Genomic DNA, 18,158 nt, shown 5'->3' with positions numbered 1-18,158 from the left:
TATCAGATATTTAAGTAAAGACGTATGACCCCTTCAGCACAAATTTCGGCAGTGATTGAACTGCTTTTAGCTATTCAGAAAGAAAAATATATTCCGGCAGATTCAACAGCCAATCGGTTTTTCAGGCGGCGCCGTTATATTGGAGGAGGGGATCGTCGTTTTGTTTCAGGCAAAGTTTGGGAAATTTTACGTTGTTACCGAAAGTTGGAATGGTGGCTGAAAAGAATAGGTAGTCCGATCAATCCTCGTATGATGGTCGCAGCTTATTTGGTTTTGTCAGGAAATTCTATACCTAAAGTGCATAATTTTTATTCGGGTGAAAAATATGCTCCATTATTGTTGAATAGTAACGAAATTTTATATTTGCAATCTTTGGTAAACAAACCGTTTGTTTCCGATGAAATGTCCAAAGCGGTAATTTATGAAGTTCCAGATTGGGTATATCCTATCATAAATGGCCAATACGGGGATCAGACAGAAAAAGAACTTTCAACGTTGTTGGAACCAGCCACTCTTGATTTGCGCGTCAATTTTCTAAAAGTGGAAGATCGATATAAGGCTAGGGAGATTCTAGCATCTGAAAATATACAAACAGAATTAATGAATATTTCTCCATGGGGATTGAGAGCGCAAGGAAGACAATCCATAACATCCACAAATGCTTTCAAAAATGGTCTGGTTGAAATTCAAGACGAAGGTAGCCAATTAATTGCACTCATGACCGGTGTTAAATCGTCAATGCGTGTCCTGGATTATTGCGCGGGAGCCGGAGGTAAAACGTTGGCTATGGCGATGATGATGGAAAATAAGGGGCATATTATTGCATCAGATATTTTTCCCGCTCGGTTAAATGCCGCTCAAAGTCGTTTGCGAAGGGCAGGTGTTTTTAATTATGAAACCCATATTTTTGCTGAGGATGCAAAATGGTTAAAAAGGCGTGTTGAAAGTTTCGATCGTGTTTTGGTTGATGCACCTTGTAGCGGTACCGGAACTTGGAGACGTAATCCTGATGCGCGTTTAAGGTTTAAGGAAAATGATTTATTGGAACTTGTTGAAAAACAGGCCCACATTCTTGATTCTGCAGCGAGAATGGTAAAAAAAGGTGGAAGGTTGATATATGCAACCTGTTCAATATTACGTCAGGAAAATCAAGATCAAATCAATAATTTTCTGGAAAGAAATAACAATTTTTCACTCGTAGAGCCTGATACGATTCCAGAATTGTTACCCGAAGAATTTATGAAGAAAACAAGTTTTCAATTAACACCAGCGCAAAATCAAACGGATGGTTTCTTTTGCACGGTTATGGTGAAGAATTAATTTATTTCTTTTCTGTAAAAATAATTAACAACATATTCCATGGTTAATCCCTGAATTAAAACGGTTAACACTACGCACCCATAACAGATGAGCAGGATTTCATTTTTTGGAAATATATTGGGGAGAGATAAGGCTATTGCCAGGGAAATGCCTCCTCTTAGTCCTCCCCATGTTAGAATGGAAATCAAACCCTTCGGGTTTGAATCCTGATATAATAATACAAAACCACTTAGACTGAGGGCTATGAAACGTGTAATTGCCAGAAATGGAAAAGCCAGGAATGTGATAACCAGAATATGATAACTGAAAGGGATGATGACAATCTGCAACCCAATTATCAAAAATAGCATGGTGTTGAGGATTTCATCAATTACATGCCAGCAGTAAATAACCGAATCACTTTTTTCCGCAGGCTGTTTTTGAAGATGGTTACCGATCAATAAACCGCTTGCCACAACTGCAATGGGACCTGACATGTTAAGATCACTTGCGATAGAAAAGGTACCTGCCGCCAAAGCCAGTGAAAATAATATGGTAATTTCGTTGTGGGACAATCGTCTGATTATAAAAATAACAATGGTGGCGGTTATAATACCCAGAAGACCACTGCCAACAATCTCTTTTATGCTAATCAAGAATAGACTGGTTGTGGATGGGGTCTTTTGATGAATGATTACGGATAAAAATGTTGTAAAAGCAATTAAAGCTATACCATCATTGAAAAGACTTTCTCCAGCAAAAATTGCTTGTAACCGTTTGGAAAGGCCTAGTCTGCCGAACATACTGATAACTGAAACCGGATCTGTCGGGGCTATAATAGCGCCTAGGGTGAGACACCAGAGTAAAGAAATGGGAATAGAAAATAGATAAAACAGAACCCAAAAAACAAGACCGAGAAATAATATCGATAATAAAGTGCCAATAATTGATAAAGACGCGATATTATAGCGAGCTTTCCACAACTCATGTAATGAAATTTGCAAACTTCCTGCAAAAAGCAGGAATGCTAGAGCGCCATTGAGAAGCAAAGTGGGAAAATTGATTTGTGAGACAATTTTCTGTGCAAATGAATATCCGGAAACAAATGAAAGAAAATAATCCGAGATAAACAGGATTATTGAAAATATGAATGCGGCAATCATGATCCCTATGGTCATGGGAAGTTTGAGATATTTCAGGTTAATTGCCCCGCAAATTGCGGTAAGAAGAAACAATAAAGAAATAAGGGTCAGGATACTCATGTTAATTTCCCTTTATTATTTAGGTATAATTTTAGGGTAATTTGAGTTTAAGTAAATTATTTTTGAGCTATAAAATTGAAAATTTTTGTAATTTTTAGTTAAAAATTATTAAAAATTAACGTAATTTTGAGTATAAAGATACTAATCTCTAACTTCATCCTTATATGTAATAGGGATATGGTTTTAAAAGAAGGGTAAATTCAATGACAGGCATTCATCCTGTTTTAGTGGTTGATGATGATCCAAAGTTAATTGAAACGCTAACCGAACAATTGCAAGAAAATCAGGAATTTGAGGTTTCAAGTGCCTTAACGGTAAAAGAGGCTAAAAACAAAATTCTGGATTCTGATAAGCATTATGATGCAATCATATTGGATGTGATGCTTCCAGATGGCGATGGATGTGATCTATGTGCCTATTTACGTAAGGAAGGTTGCAGAACACCCATTATCATGCTGACAGGTTCAGATAATGAAGAGGATGTTGTAAGGGGGCTTGATGCAGGCGGTAATGATTATGTATCAAAACCATTTCGCATTGCCGAGTTACTGGCAAGATTAAGGGCACAGATGCGTATTTTTGCTAGTAGTGAGGATGCTGTTTTCACAATTGGCAATTATATTTTCCGTCCGTCTGCAAAGTCGTTGCAGGAACAGGATTCAAATCGTCGGATCCGTTTAACTGAAAAAGAGGCTGCCATACTCAAATTTTTATATCGGTCAGGATCAAGACCAGTACCAAGACAAGTTTTGTTGAATGAGGTTTGGGGATATAATTCAGCGGTGACAACCCATACACTTGAGACCCATATTTATCGTCTACGCCAAAAAATCGAGCCTGATCCTTCGAATGTAACCCTTCTGATAACTGAGGCTGGTGGATATCGGCTGAGCTCAATTTCTGATAAAAAAGAAGAATAGTTATTTATTTTAATTCAAGCATGATTGGGACATGATCAGAAGGTTTGTCCCAGTTTCTAGCCTCTTTAAAAACCTGAATTGTTTTTAGGTGTGATCGTAGATCTGGGGAAATCCATAAATGATCCAATCTTCTTCCCCGGTTTGACTTTTCCCAGTTACGGTTTCTATAAGACCACCAGGTATATAGTTTTTCGTGGGGAGGAATTATTTCACGCATTGCATCAATATAACCCGTATGTAACCATTGATTGAGTTTTTCAGTTTCAATGGGTGTATGACTGACAATTTTCAATAATTGTTTGTGGTTCCATACATCATTTTCCAAGGGTGCAATATTAAAATCTCCTACAAGAATTGAACTGGTCTCTTTATTTTGAGAAAACCATTCTTTTGTTTCTGTCAGGAAATCTAATTTATGTTTGAATTTTGGATTTATAGTTGGATCAGGTTCATCCCCACCTGCAGGAATATAGAAATTATGAAGGTTTATTTTTTTATTTTTATAATTGAATTGAACTGAAATATGTCTGCAGTCACTTTTACCGCACCATTGTCTGGTATTGGAAACATGATATCCTAATGGATGTTTTGATAAAATACAAACGCCGTTATAACTTTTCATTCCTTTAAAAAGACAATTGTGAAAACCGAGCAATTCTATTTCAGATCGGGGAAAAAGAGGATCAGGGACTTTTGTTTCCTGAAGGCATAAAATATCGGGATTTGCTAATTCTATCAGTTGTTTTAACAAGGGCAAGCGTAACCTTAATGAATTAATGTTCCAACTAATAATACGCATATAGAAATTTCAAATTTGAAAGGGGAAAATGATTATAATTTAAAATAAATTCAAATTAAGAGAAGAAGGTCAATTTAGGAATTTAATTAGAAAATGTCTAGTAAAAAATAAATAAATCTTAATATTGAAAATTGTGGATAATTACATTATTGAAATTAAAATTTTCATTTTGTCCACTATTGGACTTGACAGTGATTTTAGGGTTTGTGATAAATTAGTTAAAAATATTGAATAATTCCATGTAACAATAAAAATTATTAAAAATCAATGAGTTATATTAATTGCTTAAAAATTAGGCAAAACATATAAGGGCTTGATAAACTGCCTTTTACATCCATATATTAGATATTCATCCATAGAGTTATCCACAAAATCAGTGGAGAAGTAAGATAAGTCTTAGAAAATAAAAGGATAACAGAACTTATTTGTGATGATGGTAAAAAAATGCAATGAAACTTCATGATTACAAACCTTTGGATTCGTATAAGGGAACAAAAGCAATTAAGCATGCTTTGAAAACAATGCCTGAAACGGCAGGGGTTTATCGTATGCTTAATGAAAAAGGGGAAGTTTTATATGTTGGTAAAGCAAAAAATTTAAAAAAACGCGTATCTTCCTATACACGCTTGACACAATTGACCGAGCGTATACGTAAAATGATTTTGCAAACGACTTCCATGGAAATTATAACAACCTATACGGAAGCTGAGGCTCTACTACTTGAAGCCAATCTGATTAAAAGTCTTAAACCACGATATAATATTTTGTTGAGGGATGATAAATCATACCCCTGGTTAGTTATAACAAAAGAAAAATGGCCTAGAATTGATAAACATCGGGGAAAAATATCCAAGAGAAATTATTATTGGGGGCCGTTTGCTTCGGTTGGGGCAGTCAATCAGACTCTTGAGCTTTTACAGAAAATATTTCTGTTAAGAAGTTGTGAAGACAGTATTTTCAATTCCAGAAAGCGTCCATGTTTGCTTTATCAGATCAAACGATGTTCTGGTCCTTGTGATAATCGTGTTAGTAAAACAGATTATGATGATCTCATAAATCAAGCAAAATCATTTCTTTCTGGAGAAACAAACATTATTCAGCGGCAATTGGCTAACGAAATGGAAAAGGCGTCAGAACAATTGGATTTTGAACGTGCCGCGGTGATGCGTGATCGTATTCGGGCCTTTACCTATGTTCAAACAAATGGAGTAATTAATCCTGCTACAATTGACAACGCTGATATAATAGCATTTGCGCAAAAAGGTTATCTAACCTGTATTCAGGTGTTTTTTATTAGGGGGGGAAGAAATAATGGCAATCGTGCTTTATTCCCGATACAAACAGAGGATCAAAGCCCCGAAGAAATTTTGGACGCCTTTTTGGGACAATTCTATGAAAATAAGCCGCCGCCATCACAAATATACATGAATATTAAATTATCTGACCAAGCGCTGATGAGTAAGGCATTAAGTATGAGGGCATCGAAAAAGGTAAGCTTGTATGTACCAAAAATAGGGGAGAAAAGGGCAGTTGTTGATCATGCGGTACATAATGCCCATATGGCGCTTGATCGAAAATTGGCTGAAACTGCATCACAAACAAAATTATTAGAACAGGTTCGTGATATTTTTCATCTGTCTGATATTCCGAAAAGAATTGAGATTTACGATAATAGTCACATAATGGGTACCAATGCATATGGGGCAATGGTTGTGGCTGGACCTGAAGGTTTTATTAAGTCTGGTTATCGTAAATTTTCAATTAAATCTGATATCACCCCTGGAGATGACTTTGGTATGATGCGCGAGGTTTTATTCAGACGTTTTAACAAGGGTAAAATTGCTGATTGGCAGAATTTCCCTGATTTACTGTTAATAGATGGTGGTGCGGGACAGTTTTCGGCTGTTGATGCAATTTTGAAAGAGCTCGGGATTGAAAATGTCGCCTTGGTCAGTATTGCCAAAGGACCGGACCGGAATGCAGGGAGAGAGTGGTTTTTTACACGTGATCAAAATCCTTTTCAATTGTCTGAAAGAGATCCTGTTCTGTATTATCTGCAACGATTAAGAGATGAGGCGCATCGATTTGCTATTACTACTCATAGAGTGGGAAGATTAAAAAGCATAGAAAAATCCGAACTGGATTTAATTCCGGGTATAGGTAATAAGAGAAAACGTAATCTACTAAACCATTTTGGTTCTGCCAGCGCCGTTAAAGATGCCAGTGTTGCGGATTTAGAAAATATTCCAGGTATTAATAGAGTTTTGGCTGAATCAATATATGATTATTTTAGACCTGGTGTATATAAGTAACAAATATAAGAAAATATATATTTTTTATTCCATTTTTTTTATAAAATGTTAAATAACTATTTTGATAAATGTTCAGCCGTGATCCTAAATAGAAATGTTTTATAATTTACCTAATTGTCTTACCTTGTCCCGTATAATTATAATACCATTGGTGGCTGTTCTTGTAATGGTTCATAAGCCGGTAACAGATTTATTGGCTTGTATACTATTTATTATCGCTGGTATTACGGATTATTTAGACGGTAAGCTTGCCCGTGCATGGCAACAGCTTTCCGACTTTGGAAAAATGTTTGATCCTATTGCGGATAAATTACTGGTGGGTATCATATTGATTGTTATGGCTGGTTACGATCGTCTTCCATATGGTGGACTGATTCCTGCAATGATTATCTTGGCAAGAGAAATACTGGTCAGCGGATTAAGAGAATATCTTTCCTCTTTCGAGATCAGCCTACCAGTCACAAAACTGGCAAAATGGAAAACAACTTTTCAAATGGTGGCTATTGGTTTTTTACTTGCTGGAGATAGCAGTGCAGAATTATTGAACATTAACTGGTTTCCGGTTAATGTTATTGGATCGATATTATTATGGATTGCGGCAATTTTAACGATTATTACGGGTTGGGGTTATATTCATACGGGTATCAGATTTATTAATAAAACGGATTTTTAAAAAGCTTATATTTGAATTATCTTGTTGGATATGTATTTTTTTAAATTATGTATCATCAAATTTTTAAAACGGATGGAGAACAATCATGCGGAATTATGCTGCACTTATTACCACATTTTTGATATTAAGTGGGTGTTCCGGAATAGATAAATTTTTTGATGATACCGTTTCTTTACCAGGAAATAATCCCGAGGCTCCAGAAGGATATGCGGAAAATATGCAAAGGGTAAAAGGTAATATGTCGATAGCTACAACCCCTTTGTTACCTCAAAGTGAAAATATTTGGCCCTCTCGTCCTCCTGCATTACCTACGTTGAATGATGTTGCGAGTGATGATAAAAGTTTCTCCCTATCAGATTACAGTAGAGCGGCAGGTGGTGATGTAGACAGCGTAACGCATGATCAAATCAATAAGCAATCTGTTCCTGTTGATTTTCCAGAAGATGGTAATCTGAATCTTGGGGAACAATATCAGATCAAAAATGGAATGACGGATTTCATCAATGGAAGGCTGCCTGACTCAATTAAGGATCAGGGAGCGAAATATATTGAAAAAGGTAAGGATGCCCCAGTAATCGTTCCGAATGGGGATGGAACCAGTACCATTATCAATTCCAAGGGTGTTGTAAAGATTATTTCGGATAGCCAATTGCCGACATCTAAAAATGAAAATAAAAGAGGTAAAAATAAATCATCAAAAAATGATGGTAAAAATTAATATTCTTGTTTGATCACATTATATATTGAATTAGTTAACAAGGATAATTCTTCCGATGTTATGGTGAAAGAGGGTGTAAGATAAACGATATTTCTGAAGGGACGTATCCATACATTCTGTTGGATAAATTTTATCTTTAGACGGTTTAAGTTTGAAATATTGTATAACTCAACAACGGCAACGGCTCCTTTTACCCTAATATCCTTGACATTTTTTAAATTTTTACATTGTGTTAGTTCTTTTTTCATTTGTCTTTCAATGGAACTGACTGCATTCTTCCAATTGTATTGATCAAAAACTTCCAAGGATGCATTGGCAGCGGAACAGGCCAGGGGATTGGCCATAAATGTTGGTCCATGCATCAGGGCATGTTGATCACTATCAGATAAAAACCCGTTAAATATATATTCTTTTGCAATTGTTGCAGCTAATGCCATCGTGCCTCCACTTAATGCTTTTGAAAGTGTAATGATATCCGGAATGACATCTGCCTGTTCACAGGCAAAAAAACTTCCCGTTCTGCCAAACCCCGTAAAAATTTCATCAAATATCAATAAAATTTCAAAATGATCAGCTTGTTTTCGCAAAAATCTTAAAATTTCTGGAGAATGAAATAACATGCCTCCAGCTCCCTGTATCAAAGGTTCAATTAAAATTGCAGCAATGGTTTTATGATGCTTTTCTAGAAACTGAATGAAATCCTTTTGTTTCTCCGAGGTATCAGGCAAAGGAATGTTGTATTGGTGAGGAATAATATTCTTGAATAAATTATGCATTCCTTCTTCAGGATCACAAACCGCCATTGTCGCCATGGTATCACCATGATATCCACCATGAAAAGAAATGATTTTGTTTTTGATATTGTTATTTTGGTTTAACCAGAATTGGGCTGCAATTTTTAGTGCCACTTCCACAGATACGGAGCCTGATTCAGAAAAAAAAACTTTGTTTAAATCCCTAGGCAACAGGTTTGCCAGATGTTTTGCCAAATCAATTGCAGGTTGATGAATAATGCCACCAAACATAATATGAGGCATTAGTTCAAGTTGTTTTTTTACCGTTTTGATAATATGTGGGTGATTGTACCCATGACAGGCTGTCCACCATGAAGCAATACCATCAATCAATTTGGTGCCATCATTTAGGATAATTGTACTTCCATGCGTGGCTTTTGCAACAATTGGGGCATTACAATTATTCATTTGTGTATAGGGTAACCATATATTTTTTAAAGTTGAATGAAACATGAGATTTTGCCTATAATTGTTAAGGTAGAGTTTGCATAACTAAACAAAAATTTTAAAATTTGAAAAGACTAACTTAATGAATCGATTTGATATTTTTTTTTCTCGGGAATTAGACAAAAGAGCTAAAGAGGATTTAAAAAGAGAATTGCCAACATTTGAAATAATTGATTCATTACATATAAAAAATAAGGGTAAAAGTTATATAAATTTTTCCAGTAATGATTATCTGGGATTATCAAACAATGCAAATTTAAAAATTAAAGGTGAGGAGTTTTTAAGACAATATGGTACTGGAAGCGGGGCATCCAGATTAATTACGTCCAATGCTTCATATTATGGTAAAATCGAGGAGAAACTAGCTAATTTTCTAGGAACTGAAGCGGCATTAATATTTCCATCAGGTTGGCAGGCAAATGTTGGGGTTGTTGCTTCACTCATTGAAAATTTTCCAAAACCAGTATGGGTATTTACGGATAAATTGAATCATGCCAGTTTGCATTATGGATGCAAAGCTGGTCAAGTTAAACAGATCCGTTTCAATCACAATGATCTTGACCATCTACAAACACGGTTGAAAAAAATTGAGGGGGAAAAAGGTTCAAGAATAATTTTAACGGAAACCATATTTAGTATGGATGGCGATGTCTGTGACTTGAAAAGATTGAGATCAGTTGCCGACCAATTTAATGCCTTTTTATTTCTAGATGACGCACATGCAACCGGAATATTTGGAAGTAAGGGCGAGGGATTGGCCCCTGCCTTTGCTGATTTAACGATGGGAACATTTAGTAAAGCGTGGGGAAGTTTTGGGGCCTATATAGCTGGATCCAGAGATTTATGTGAATGGCTGGTGAATTTTTGTTCTGCTTTTATTCACACGACTGCATTGCCCGCCGCCGTAATGGGTAGCATCGAGGCAGCACTAGAATTAATGCCTTCATTAACAAACCAACGTGCCTTTTTGGTTAAACAGTCTGAAAAGGTTAGAAAACAATTAGAGTCACTGGGATATCAATGTGGTCAGTCTATTTCACATATAATTCCTGTTATTGTTGGATCACCAATAAAGGCCCAATTAATAGCAAATGCTTTGAAAGAAAAAAATATCTGGATTACCCCAATTCGTCCACCCACCGTTCCCTCTCATGGAAGTCGTTTACGATTGACTCTTAGTGCAGGTCATCGAGAGGATGAAATAGAGTATTTACTAAAATCTTTTCATTCAATTGATTTAATTTCAATTCATTGATCATGAAAAATAATTATCGTTTGCTATTTGTCCATGGATGGGGATATTCATCATCATTTTGGCAAAAATTACAAAATAATTTACAAGAATACCACTCGGAAACAATTGATTTGGGTTTTATGGGGAAAAACACGGATAAAAATTGTAATCTTAAATCAATTTTAAACTTACAAGAGAAATATATTGCAGTAGGACACTCTTTAGGTTTTTTATATCTCTTAAAAAATTTTTCTTTTCGTTTCAAATATTACGTGGCTATTAACAGTTTCGCCAGATTTTCCAGAGATCCTACATTTCCGAAAGGTGTGGCATTAAGGGTTCTGGATCGTATGTCCAGAGGATTATCCACTGATTCAAATCTTATAATGAAACAGTTTTATCAGCAATGTGGTCAAGTAGTAAATTTTTTGCCCAGCTTTAATATTGAAGAATTGCAAAAAGGACTTGAATTTCTTAAATTTGGGGATGTTCGAAGTATCATTCCACAGATCAGAAATAAACTTACAGTTATAGCTTCAAAAAAAGATCCTGTTGTTAATGAAACCATGACCATACAATCATTTCAAGAGTGCAACTATTTGTGGCTTGACGATGATACACATATATTGCCTTTATCAAAAACGAATGCCTGTGCGGAAATCATCAGAGAACTTATAAATAATGTCTAGAAATTATAAAGAAAAAATAATCAAAGCTTTTGATCAGGCGGATCAATATGAAAAATTTGCCTCAATACAAAAAATTGTTGCGAAAAAATTGTCAGATTTTATTCGGAAACAGTTCAGAACTTCAGTCGACCGTAAAGAAAAAATATCAATTCTTGAAATTGGTTGTGGAACTGGATTATTAACTCAATATCTTATCGACTTTTTTCCTGATGCACATTTTGTATTGACGGATATATCACCTGAAATGCTGAATCGTGCAAAAAATAAGTTCAAAAACCATAAATACGATTTAACATTTAAGCTTATGGATGGTGAATATCCAGAATTGGATGAAAAATATGATTTGATTTGTTCAAGCCTGACTTTCCAATGGTTTGATAATGTTGCAAGTGCAATCAGGACTCTTACAAATTATTTGAAACAAAATGGCTATTTGATTTGTTCTACCCTAACGTTTGAAACGTTTAAAGAATGGCGTTCTATCTATAACGACAATTATTTTAGCTGTAATTTACAGACTTATCCATCAATTGAATCTATTCAATCAGTTTGGCCAGAAACAGGAACCGGTCGTTGGGAAACTGATGAGATCATTGTTCAAATTGACACAGCAATTGATTTTTTCAAAGGACTTCGTTCTATAGGAGCTTCTGTTCCTCTCGAAACCTCAAAACCCTTGAAGTTATCTCAGTTTAAGAAAGTTCTTTCTGATTTTAGTAAAAATTACAATTATTGTTCTTATCATATAGCCTATGGTGTTTTCCGTAAATTTTCCGCTAAAGGTTTTTTTGTTACGGGAACTGATACAGATATTGGAAAAACACTAATTTCTGCATGTTTAACAAAATTGCTAAATGCGGTTTATTGGAAACCTATTCAAACAGGTTTAAATTGCGATATTGGAGATACAAATACAGTTTGCCATTTAGCCGAACTTTCCGAGACACAATATTTATCCCCAATTATAAAATTGCAAGCACCTTTATCTCCTGAAGATGCCGCAAGGCTGGAAAATCGTGAATTAAGCCTTGATCACGTGAATGTATCTGATTTGAAACAAGAAAAAAAATACATAGTTGAAGGGGCGGGTGGGATTTTTGTACCTATCAATGATCATCTGTTTATCATTGATCTTATTGAAAAGATTAATTTACCTGTTATAGTTGTAGCCCGGACTATTTTGGGAACATTGAATCATACCCTAATGACAATCGAGGCTTTAAGAAATAGAAATATAAAAATTTCAGGGGTAATTTTAAATGGCCCGTTGAACGAGGATTGTAAAAATTCTATAATAAATCATGGAAAAGTCAAGATTTTGGGACAAGTGCCTTTTCTATCAAATGTAAATCCAGATAATCTTTCCACGTTATGTGAATGTATTTCCATTCCTGAAGAAATGGTCTAAAATCCGTAAAATATTATGAACAAATAATATTTGACAAAATCTTAAAATTTTGTAAGTAAGTTGAATTAAAGAATAGACTTGCTTTTATATGTAAATATAACCCTAAAATATATAGTTATATTTTAGTAAATCAGCCTGATCAAAATGAGGACAGAATGGCGAAAAGTAACACAATACAAATTAAATTGCTTTCAACGGCGGAAACTGGTTTTTTCTATGTAACCAGAAAAAATGCAAGAGCCCATACCGGCAAGATGGAATTGAAAAAATACGATCCAGTTGTTCGTAAACACGTTGTTTTCCGTGAAGCAAAAATTAAGTAATTAATCTTAAATTAATTTATGGATCAAAAAGAAACTTTGGCTATTGATTTAGTCAGGGTTTTTTTTATTCAGATTTGTTTCAATAAATCATTAATCTTTTATATTAATAAAGATGTTCATTTGTTTTATAAGGAATAACAATTTCTTCCTGATTTGAATAACTTAACATAACCCGTGTTCGCTCATCTAAAAGGTCTGCATCAAGGGCATTTTCTTTTAACCCTTTAACTCTTCTTTCCCAAGCCGCTTGTTCGGAAATTGCATCTTGCTGACTTTGCTGTGCTCTTATCATCTGTTCCTGTTGAATATGATAACTTTTTAGGCCATGATCCCCATCAAAGGTATTTTTTACAAAATATGCTGTCAGTAACAAGAAGAAAAGGGGAGGAATCGTTGCTTTTACAAATCTTTTGATTGCATGTATGATATGCATTGATTTTCTCCCCATGTTTATCAATTGAAAAAGAATTACAAGGTTTCTAAAGCTCTAAAGGCGTTACGACCAGCATATTTGGCTGTATTTCCCAAATCTTCCTCAATTCTGATTAATTGATTATATTTTGCCATGCGGTCAGAACGGGAAAGGGAACCGGTTTTAATTTGTCCTGCATTGGTTGCAACAGCCAAATCAGCAATAGTAGCATCTTCAGTTTCACCAGAACGGTGGCTTACAACGGTTGTATAACCATGACGATGTGCCAATTCCATCGCCTTGAAAGTTTCAGATAATGTTCCGATTTGATTGACTTTAACCAACAATGAATTACCTACATGGGCTTTAATTCCCTTTGCAAGTCTTTCAGGATTGGTTACAAATAAATCATCGCCGACCAATTGGATTTTATTTCCCAGTTTTTGTGTTAATTCAGTCCATCCTTCCCAATCATCTTCAGCACATCCATCTTCTGCAGAAATAATCGGGAAACTGTTGCAAAGTTCGGCAATATAATCAACCATCTGACTGGAATTGAAAATTTTCCCTTCACCTGTCATATTATATTTACCGTCCTTGAAAAATTCTGAAGAGGCAAGATCTAGCGCCAAGGAAATCTCCTCACCAGCTTTGTATCCAGCTTTTTCAATAGCTTTTACGATATAGGACAATGCTTCATGTGCTGATTTGAGGTTAGGGGCAAATCCACCTTCATCACCAACATTCGTGTTTAGTCCCGCTGCTTTAAGGTCTTTTTTCAATGCATTGAAAACTTCAGAACCCATGCGCACAGCTTCAGCAATTGAAGATGCCCCGTGAGGAACAATCATGAATTCTTGAATGTCGATAGGATTGTCAGCATGCTTACCACCATTCAGGATGTTCATCATTGGAACTGGAAGAATATGTGAATATGGAGAACCTATATAACGATATAATGGAAGACCCAATTCCTCTGCTGACGCCTTGGCAGCAGCCATTGAAACACCCAAAAGTGCATTAGCGCCAAGACGTCCTTTATTCGGAGTACCATCGAGTTCAATCATGGTTTGATCAATTTGTAACTGATCCAAGGATTCAAGACCAACGATTGCTTCGAATATTTCGCTATTGACGTTTTTAACAGCTGTTTGAACACCCTTGCCATTATAACGGTTTTTATCATTATCACGAAGTTCAACGGCTTCATGAACGCCGGTAGAAGCGCCGGATGGAACAGCGGCACGTCCAATAACGCCTGTTTCCAGTTCTACATCGACTTCAATTGTTGGGGTTCCGCGACTATCGAGGATTTCCCGAGCATGAATATCAACAATTGTACTCATTATTTAATCCTTACATTTTTATTTTTAATAAGAGTAAAAATTTGTATTTTCAAATCTATTTAACTAGATTGATAACTTAGTAAAATGCCAAGAATATTGGACATTTTGTTAAACATTACCAAGTATAATCAAGAAATGGTCAAATTGCCAGCTATTTACAATATTCAGCTAATTTTAAAAAAAATAATTGATCATTATGGAGAAATCTATGAATCGTATTCCCTTTATATTTTTTATTACAGGAATACTGTCGCCTTTACCCTTGTTCTTAATGACAATTTTCATTCTATTTTATCCTGCTTCTGTTTCAATTCAAAAATTGATAATTTCTTTTGTCAGTTATGCGGTAATTCTTTTGTCTTTCACTGGGGGAATAAACTGGATACTTGCAATGCAAAAACCAATTCTCTATTTGCAATCAGAGAGTGAGGAAATAAATAAAAAAAGAATGTTGCTGGCCATATCACCCTGCATTATAGGTGAAATAACAATTGTACTGACAATTTATAAATATGATCTGATCGCAATTTTTCTTTTGATATCAAGTTATATGCTATTATTCTCTTATGAGAAAAAAATTTATCTTTCCAGCGAGTTGCCAGGTGGATATTATTCAATTCGCTGGATATTGACAATCATGATTGAAGTTTGTTTGATAAGCGCTTTTATTGCCCGTCTGATTTAACAATTTGATCAATTTTAATCAAGGTTTTCATTAATGGGGCAACATCTTTTAAATGTAACATGTTTGGTCCATCGCTCGGGGCCTGATCTGGATTCTCATGCGTTTCAATAAACAGACCTGCAACTCCCACAGCAACAGCGGCTCTGGATAAATATGGAACAAATTCTCTCTGACCACCAGATGATCCTCCCATTCCACCGGGTTGCTGAACAGAATGGGTAGCGTCAAATATAACTGGATAGCCTGTTTGCGCTATTATAGGCAATCCCCGCATATCGCTAACCAGCGTGTTATATCCAAAAGATGTGCCACGATCGCATAGCAAAATATTTTCATTGCCTGTAGATGCTATTTTTTGGGCTACATTTTTCATGTCCCATGGTGCAAGAAACTGACCTTTTTTGACGTTGACAACTTTTCCAGTTTTCGCCGCAGCTATCAACAAATCCGTTTGTCTGCATAAAAAAGCAGGTATTTGCAATATATCTACAACTGATGCCACTTCCGCACATTGTTCTGGTAGATGAATATCAGTCAAAACAGGAATTTTCAACTTTGACTTTACCTCTTCAAGAATGGATAGACCCTTATCCATTCCTGGCCCTCTTTTCGTTTCAATACTGGTGCGATTAGCTTTATCAAAAGAACTTTTATAAACCAGCCCAATATTTAATTCCCGACAAATATTTTTTAAAATACCAGCCGTTTCAAGTGTATGATCTAGAGATTCAATTTGACAAGGACCCGCAATTAATATGAAAGGCAAATTATTTGCCAGTGTCAGGGATTGAACATTGACTGGTTTATTCAGAATCATCATTTTGGAATGGCCTGTTCTGTTGCAGCTTTAATAAAGCTTGAAAAAAGAGGATGAGGTGAAAATGGTTTGGATTTGAGTTCGGGATGATACTGTACTGCAATAAACCAGGGATGGTCGGTATATTCTACGATTTCTGGCAAAACACCATCCGGAGAAAGTCCTGAAAATCTAAGGCCGGTTTTTTCAAGTTGATCTTTGTAATGAATGTTAACTTCATAACGATGACGATGCCGTTCTTGAATCTTGACATCTCCATAGATTTCGGCAACTTTTGAATCTGGGGTCAAAACAGCTTGATAAGATCCCAAACGCATTGTGCCCCCCATATTATTTCCTGAATATCGATGTTTGACCTGATCAGCATCAATCCATTCAGTTAAAATACCAATAAGAGGTTCATCCGTTGGTCCAAATTCAGAAGAGGAAGCATTTGTAAGATTTGCCAGATTACGGGCACATTCAATAACCGCCATTTGCATTCCAAAGCAAATACCAAGGAAAGGGATATTATGCTCCCTTGCATATTGTATGGCCTTGATTTTGCCTTCGCTGCCACGTTCACCAAATCCACCAGGAACCAGAATGGCATTTGCATTTTCAAAAAATCCGGAAAGATTATCCATTGTTTCAAGTTTTTGGGCTTCAATCCATTGAAAGTTGACTTTAACCTTATTGGCAATTCCACCGTGAATTAACGCTTCAATGAGGGATTTGTAACTATCGAGCAAGGCAGTATATTTACCCACGATTGCAACATTAACCTCTGAACGAGGATGACGAATGGCATCGACAATTTCCTGCCATTTGCTCAAATCAGGTTCAGTTTGATATGGTAAATTGAAATGTTTCAACACTTCCGTATCAAGTCCTTCTTGATGATAGGCAATTGGACAGTCATAAATAGTGTCAACGTTTAAGGCGGGGACGACAGCTTCAGGTTTTACATTACAAAAATTCGCAATTTTTTGTCGTTCATTTTTGGGAATAGGGCGATCGCAACGACATAATAAAATTTGGGGTTGTATTCCAACATTCTGCAATTCTTTGACAGAATGCTGGGTAGGTTTTGTCTTAAGTTCACCCGCTGAAGCAATCCATGGTACAAGAGTGAGATGAATGAATAATGTATGATCTGTTCCGAGTTCATTTTTTAATTGTCGTATGGCTTCAAGAAAAGGCAGACTTTCAATATCACCGACTGTTCCCCCAATTTCAACCAACATGAAATCCACATCTCCAGAATTGTTCAGGATAACGGACTTGATCGCATTAGTAATATGGGGAATTACCTGAACGGTTGCGCCTAGATAGTCTCCACGTCTTTCGCGCATGATTACATCAGAATATATACGACCGGTCGTTGCATTATCATTTTTAGTTGCATTGACTCCTGTAAAACGTTCGTAATGCCCCAAATCCAGGTCGGTTTCAGCTCCATCATCCGTAACAAACACTTCCCCATGTTGGTAAGGGCTCATGGTTCCCGGATCCACGTTCAAATAGGGATCAAGTTTTCTCAGTCGGACAGAATAACCACGAGATTGCAATAAACTTGCCAAAGCGGCAGAGGCAATGCCTTTGCCTAATGAGGATACAACACCACCAGTAATGAATATATATCGTGTCATGCAGCTTTCTTTACACGGAGTAGCTTTTATAAGAATTGAAGTAATTAAGGGAAAAACTATTTTTGGGGAATGTTTTTTTCATTGGGCACTGGTTGTGCAAGTATATCATTTGTTTTGGTCGAAGCCCCCTTGTTCATAACAGCCATTGTAATGCATAAGATCATAAAAATTGCTGCAAGAATCGCTGTAGTGCGAGTCAAAAGATTGGTTGTTCCTCGACCGGTCATAAATGCCCCCATGCCTTGACTGGTTCCAATACCTAATCCTCCACCTTCACTTCTTTGAATTAAAACAATTCCGATCAGTGCAAAGGTTACGATTATATGCAAAATTAATAGAGCAGTCATCATGGTGTATATATACTTTCACAATCGATAGGGATAATAAAG

18 protein-coding genes are annotated in these 18,158 nt (G+C 36.0%); 10 read left to right on the top strand and 8 right to left on the bottom strand.

The window, feature by feature from the left end; translation table 11 throughout:
- Nucleotides 1-24 precede the first annotated feature (24 nt).
- The gene (locus H3T46_RS01860; RefSeq protein WP_198197251.1) at nucleotides 25-1,320 is read left to right on the top strand and encodes an RsmB/NOP family class I SAM-dependent RNA methyltransferase; all 1,296 of its coding nucleotides are present in this window, start codon (nucleotides 25-27) and stop codon (nucleotides 1,318-1,320) included.
- Here the strand turns inward: H3T46_RS01860 and H3T46_RS01855 are convergent.
- Nucleotides 1,317-2,561, bottom strand: coding sequence for a sodium:proton antiporter (locus H3T46_RS01855; protein ID WP_198197250.1), 1,245 nt, complete (start codon nucleotides 2,559-2,561; stop codon nucleotides 1,317-1,319). The genes H3T46_RS01860 and H3T46_RS01855 overlap by 4 nt on opposite strands.
- 203 nt (nucleotides 2,562-2,764) lie before the next feature.
- On the opposite strand from H3T46_RS01855, the gene H3T46_RS01850 reads away from it, so the two are divergent.
- On the top strand, nucleotides 2,765-3,481 hold the full coding sequence (locus H3T46_RS01850; protein ID WP_110438040.1) for a response regulator transcription factor: 717 nt from the start codon (nucleotides 2,765-2,767) through the stop codon (nucleotides 3,479-3,481).
- Nucleotides 3,482-3,485: 4 nt separating this feature from the next.
- On the opposite strand, the gene xth is transcribed toward H3T46_RS01850, so the two are convergent.
- Nucleotides 3,486-4,280, bottom strand: coding sequence for an exodeoxyribonuclease III (gene xth / locus H3T46_RS01845; protein WP_155565496.1), 795 nt, complete (start codon nucleotides 4,278-4,280; stop codon nucleotides 3,486-3,488).
- 449 nt (nucleotides 4,281-4,729) lie between these two features.
- On the opposite strand from xth, the gene uvrC reads away from it, so the two are divergent.
- The 3 genes from uvrC (at nucleotide 4,730) to H3T46_RS01830 (ending at nucleotide 7,983) form a co-directional block, all read left to right on the top strand.
- Complete coding sequence (uvrC, locus tag H3T46_RS01840; protein WP_198197249.1) at nucleotides 4,730-6,592, top strand: excinuclease ABC subunit UvrC; 1,863 nt, start codon at nucleotides 4,730-4,732, stop codon at nucleotides 6,590-6,592.
- Between the two features lie 94 nt (nucleotides 6,593-6,686).
- Nucleotides 6,687-7,265, top strand: a complete 579-nt coding sequence (gene pgsA / locus H3T46_RS01835) for a CDP-diacylglycerol--glycerol-3-phosphate 3-phosphatidyltransferase (RefSeq protein WP_110438037.1) — start codon at nucleotides 6,687-6,689, stop codon at nucleotides 7,263-7,265.
- An 85-nt stretch (nucleotides 7,266-7,350) separates the two neighbouring features.
- The gene (locus tag H3T46_RS01830; protein WP_198197248.1) at nucleotides 7,351-7,983 is read left to right on the top strand and encodes a hypothetical protein; all 633 of its coding nucleotides are present in this window, start codon (nucleotides 7,351-7,353) and stop codon (nucleotides 7,981-7,983) included.
- On the opposite strand, the gene H3T46_RS01825 is transcribed toward H3T46_RS01830, so the two are convergent.
- On the bottom strand, nucleotides 7,980-9,230 hold the full coding sequence (locus H3T46_RS01825) for an adenosylmethionine--8-amino-7-oxononanoate transaminase (protein ID WP_198197247.1): 1,251 nt from the start codon (nucleotides 9,228-9,230) through the stop codon (nucleotides 7,980-7,982). The two genes, H3T46_RS01830 and H3T46_RS01825, sit on opposite strands and share 4 nt — an antisense overlap.
- 76 nt (nucleotides 9,231-9,306) lie before the next feature.
- Between H3T46_RS01825 and H3T46_RS01820 the strand changes: the two genes are divergently transcribed.
- From H3T46_RS01820 to rpmG, 4 genes are all read left to right on the top strand, one after another.
- On the top strand, nucleotides 9,307-10,479 hold the full coding sequence (locus H3T46_RS01820; protein WP_155580438.1) for a pyridoxal phosphate-dependent aminotransferase family protein: 1,173 nt from the start codon (nucleotides 9,307-9,309) through the stop codon (nucleotides 10,477-10,479).
- A 2-nt stretch (nucleotides 10,480-10,481) separates the two neighbouring features.
- Nucleotides 10,482-11,147 carry an alpha/beta fold hydrolase gene (locus H3T46_RS01815; protein ID WP_198197246.1) on the top strand — a complete coding sequence of 222 codons (666 nt, stop codon included), beginning with the start codon at nucleotides 10,482-10,484 and terminating at the stop codon, nucleotides 11,145-11,147.
- Entirely contained in the window at nucleotides 11,140-12,555 is a 1,416-nt protein-coding gene (bioD, locus tag H3T46_RS01810) for a dethiobiotin synthase (protein WP_198197245.1), read from the top strand. The genes H3T46_RS01815 and bioD overlap by 8 nt, the downstream gene beginning before the upstream one ends.
- 155 nt (nucleotides 12,556-12,710) lie before the next feature.
- The gene (rpmG, locus tag H3T46_RS01805) at nucleotides 12,711-12,878 is read left to right on the top strand and encodes a 50S ribosomal protein L33 (RefSeq protein WP_008853818.1); all 168 of its coding nucleotides are present in this window, start codon (nucleotides 12,711-12,713) and stop codon (nucleotides 12,876-12,878) included.
- A 103-nt stretch (nucleotides 12,879-12,981) separates the two neighbouring features.
- Here the strand turns inward: rpmG and H3T46_RS01800 are convergent, their stop codons facing one another.
- Both H3T46_RS01800 and eno read right to left on the bottom strand, forming a co-directional pair.
- Nucleotides 12,982-13,311, bottom strand: a complete 330-nt coding sequence (locus H3T46_RS01800) for a septum formation initiator family protein (protein WP_122123610.1) — start codon at nucleotides 13,309-13,311, stop codon at nucleotides 12,982-12,984.
- 35 nt (nucleotides 13,312-13,346) lie between these two features.
- Nucleotides 13,347-14,636 carry a phosphopyruvate hydratase gene (gene eno, locus H3T46_RS01795; RefSeq protein ID WP_155565487.1) on the bottom strand — a complete coding sequence of 430 codons (1,290 nt, stop codon included), beginning with the start codon at nucleotides 14,634-14,636 and terminating at the stop codon, nucleotides 13,347-13,349.
- Between the two features lie 208 nt (nucleotides 14,637-14,844).
- Between eno and H3T46_RS01790 the strand changes: the two genes are divergently transcribed.
- The gene (locus H3T46_RS01790; protein ID WP_196424247.1) at nucleotides 14,845-15,321 is read left to right on the top strand and encodes a DUF3429 domain-containing protein; all 477 of its coding nucleotides are present in this window, start codon (nucleotides 14,845-14,847) and stop codon (nucleotides 15,319-15,321) included.
- On the opposite strand, the gene kdsA is transcribed toward H3T46_RS01790, so the two are convergent.
- From kdsA to secG, 3 genes are read right to left on the bottom strand one after another with little or no spacing between them, the layout of a single operon-like run.
- Entirely contained in the window at nucleotides 15,302-16,138 is an 837-nt protein-coding gene (gene kdsA / locus H3T46_RS01785) for a 3-deoxy-8-phosphooctulonate synthase (RefSeq protein WP_198197649.1), read from the bottom strand. The genes H3T46_RS01790 and kdsA overlap by 20 nt on opposite strands.
- Nucleotides 16,138-17,769 (bottom strand): CTP synthase, encoded by a 1,632-nt coding sequence (locus tag H3T46_RS01780; RefSeq protein WP_155568129.1) that lies wholly within the window; start codon nucleotides 17,767-17,769, stop codon nucleotides 16,138-16,140. The genes kdsA and H3T46_RS01780 overlap by 1 nt, the downstream gene beginning before the upstream one ends.
- A gap of 56 nt (nucleotides 17,770-17,825) precedes the next feature.
- A complete protein-coding gene (secG, locus tag H3T46_RS01775) occupies nucleotides 17,826-18,119 on the bottom strand; it encodes a preprotein translocase subunit SecG (protein ID WP_155580432.1) in 294 nt (97 codons plus the stop codon).
- Nucleotides 18,120-18,158 lie beyond the last annotated feature (39 nt).

Origin of the sequence: Commensalibacter sp. M0133 (assembly GCF_016101485.1) — a bacterium.
Taxonomy (GTDB): Bacteria; Pseudomonadota; Alphaproteobacteria; order Acetobacterales; family Acetobacteraceae; genus Commensalibacter; species Commensalibacter melissae.
Note: the sequence above shows the minus strand (reverse complement) of the source record. Positions and strands in the feature narration are given on the sequence as shown.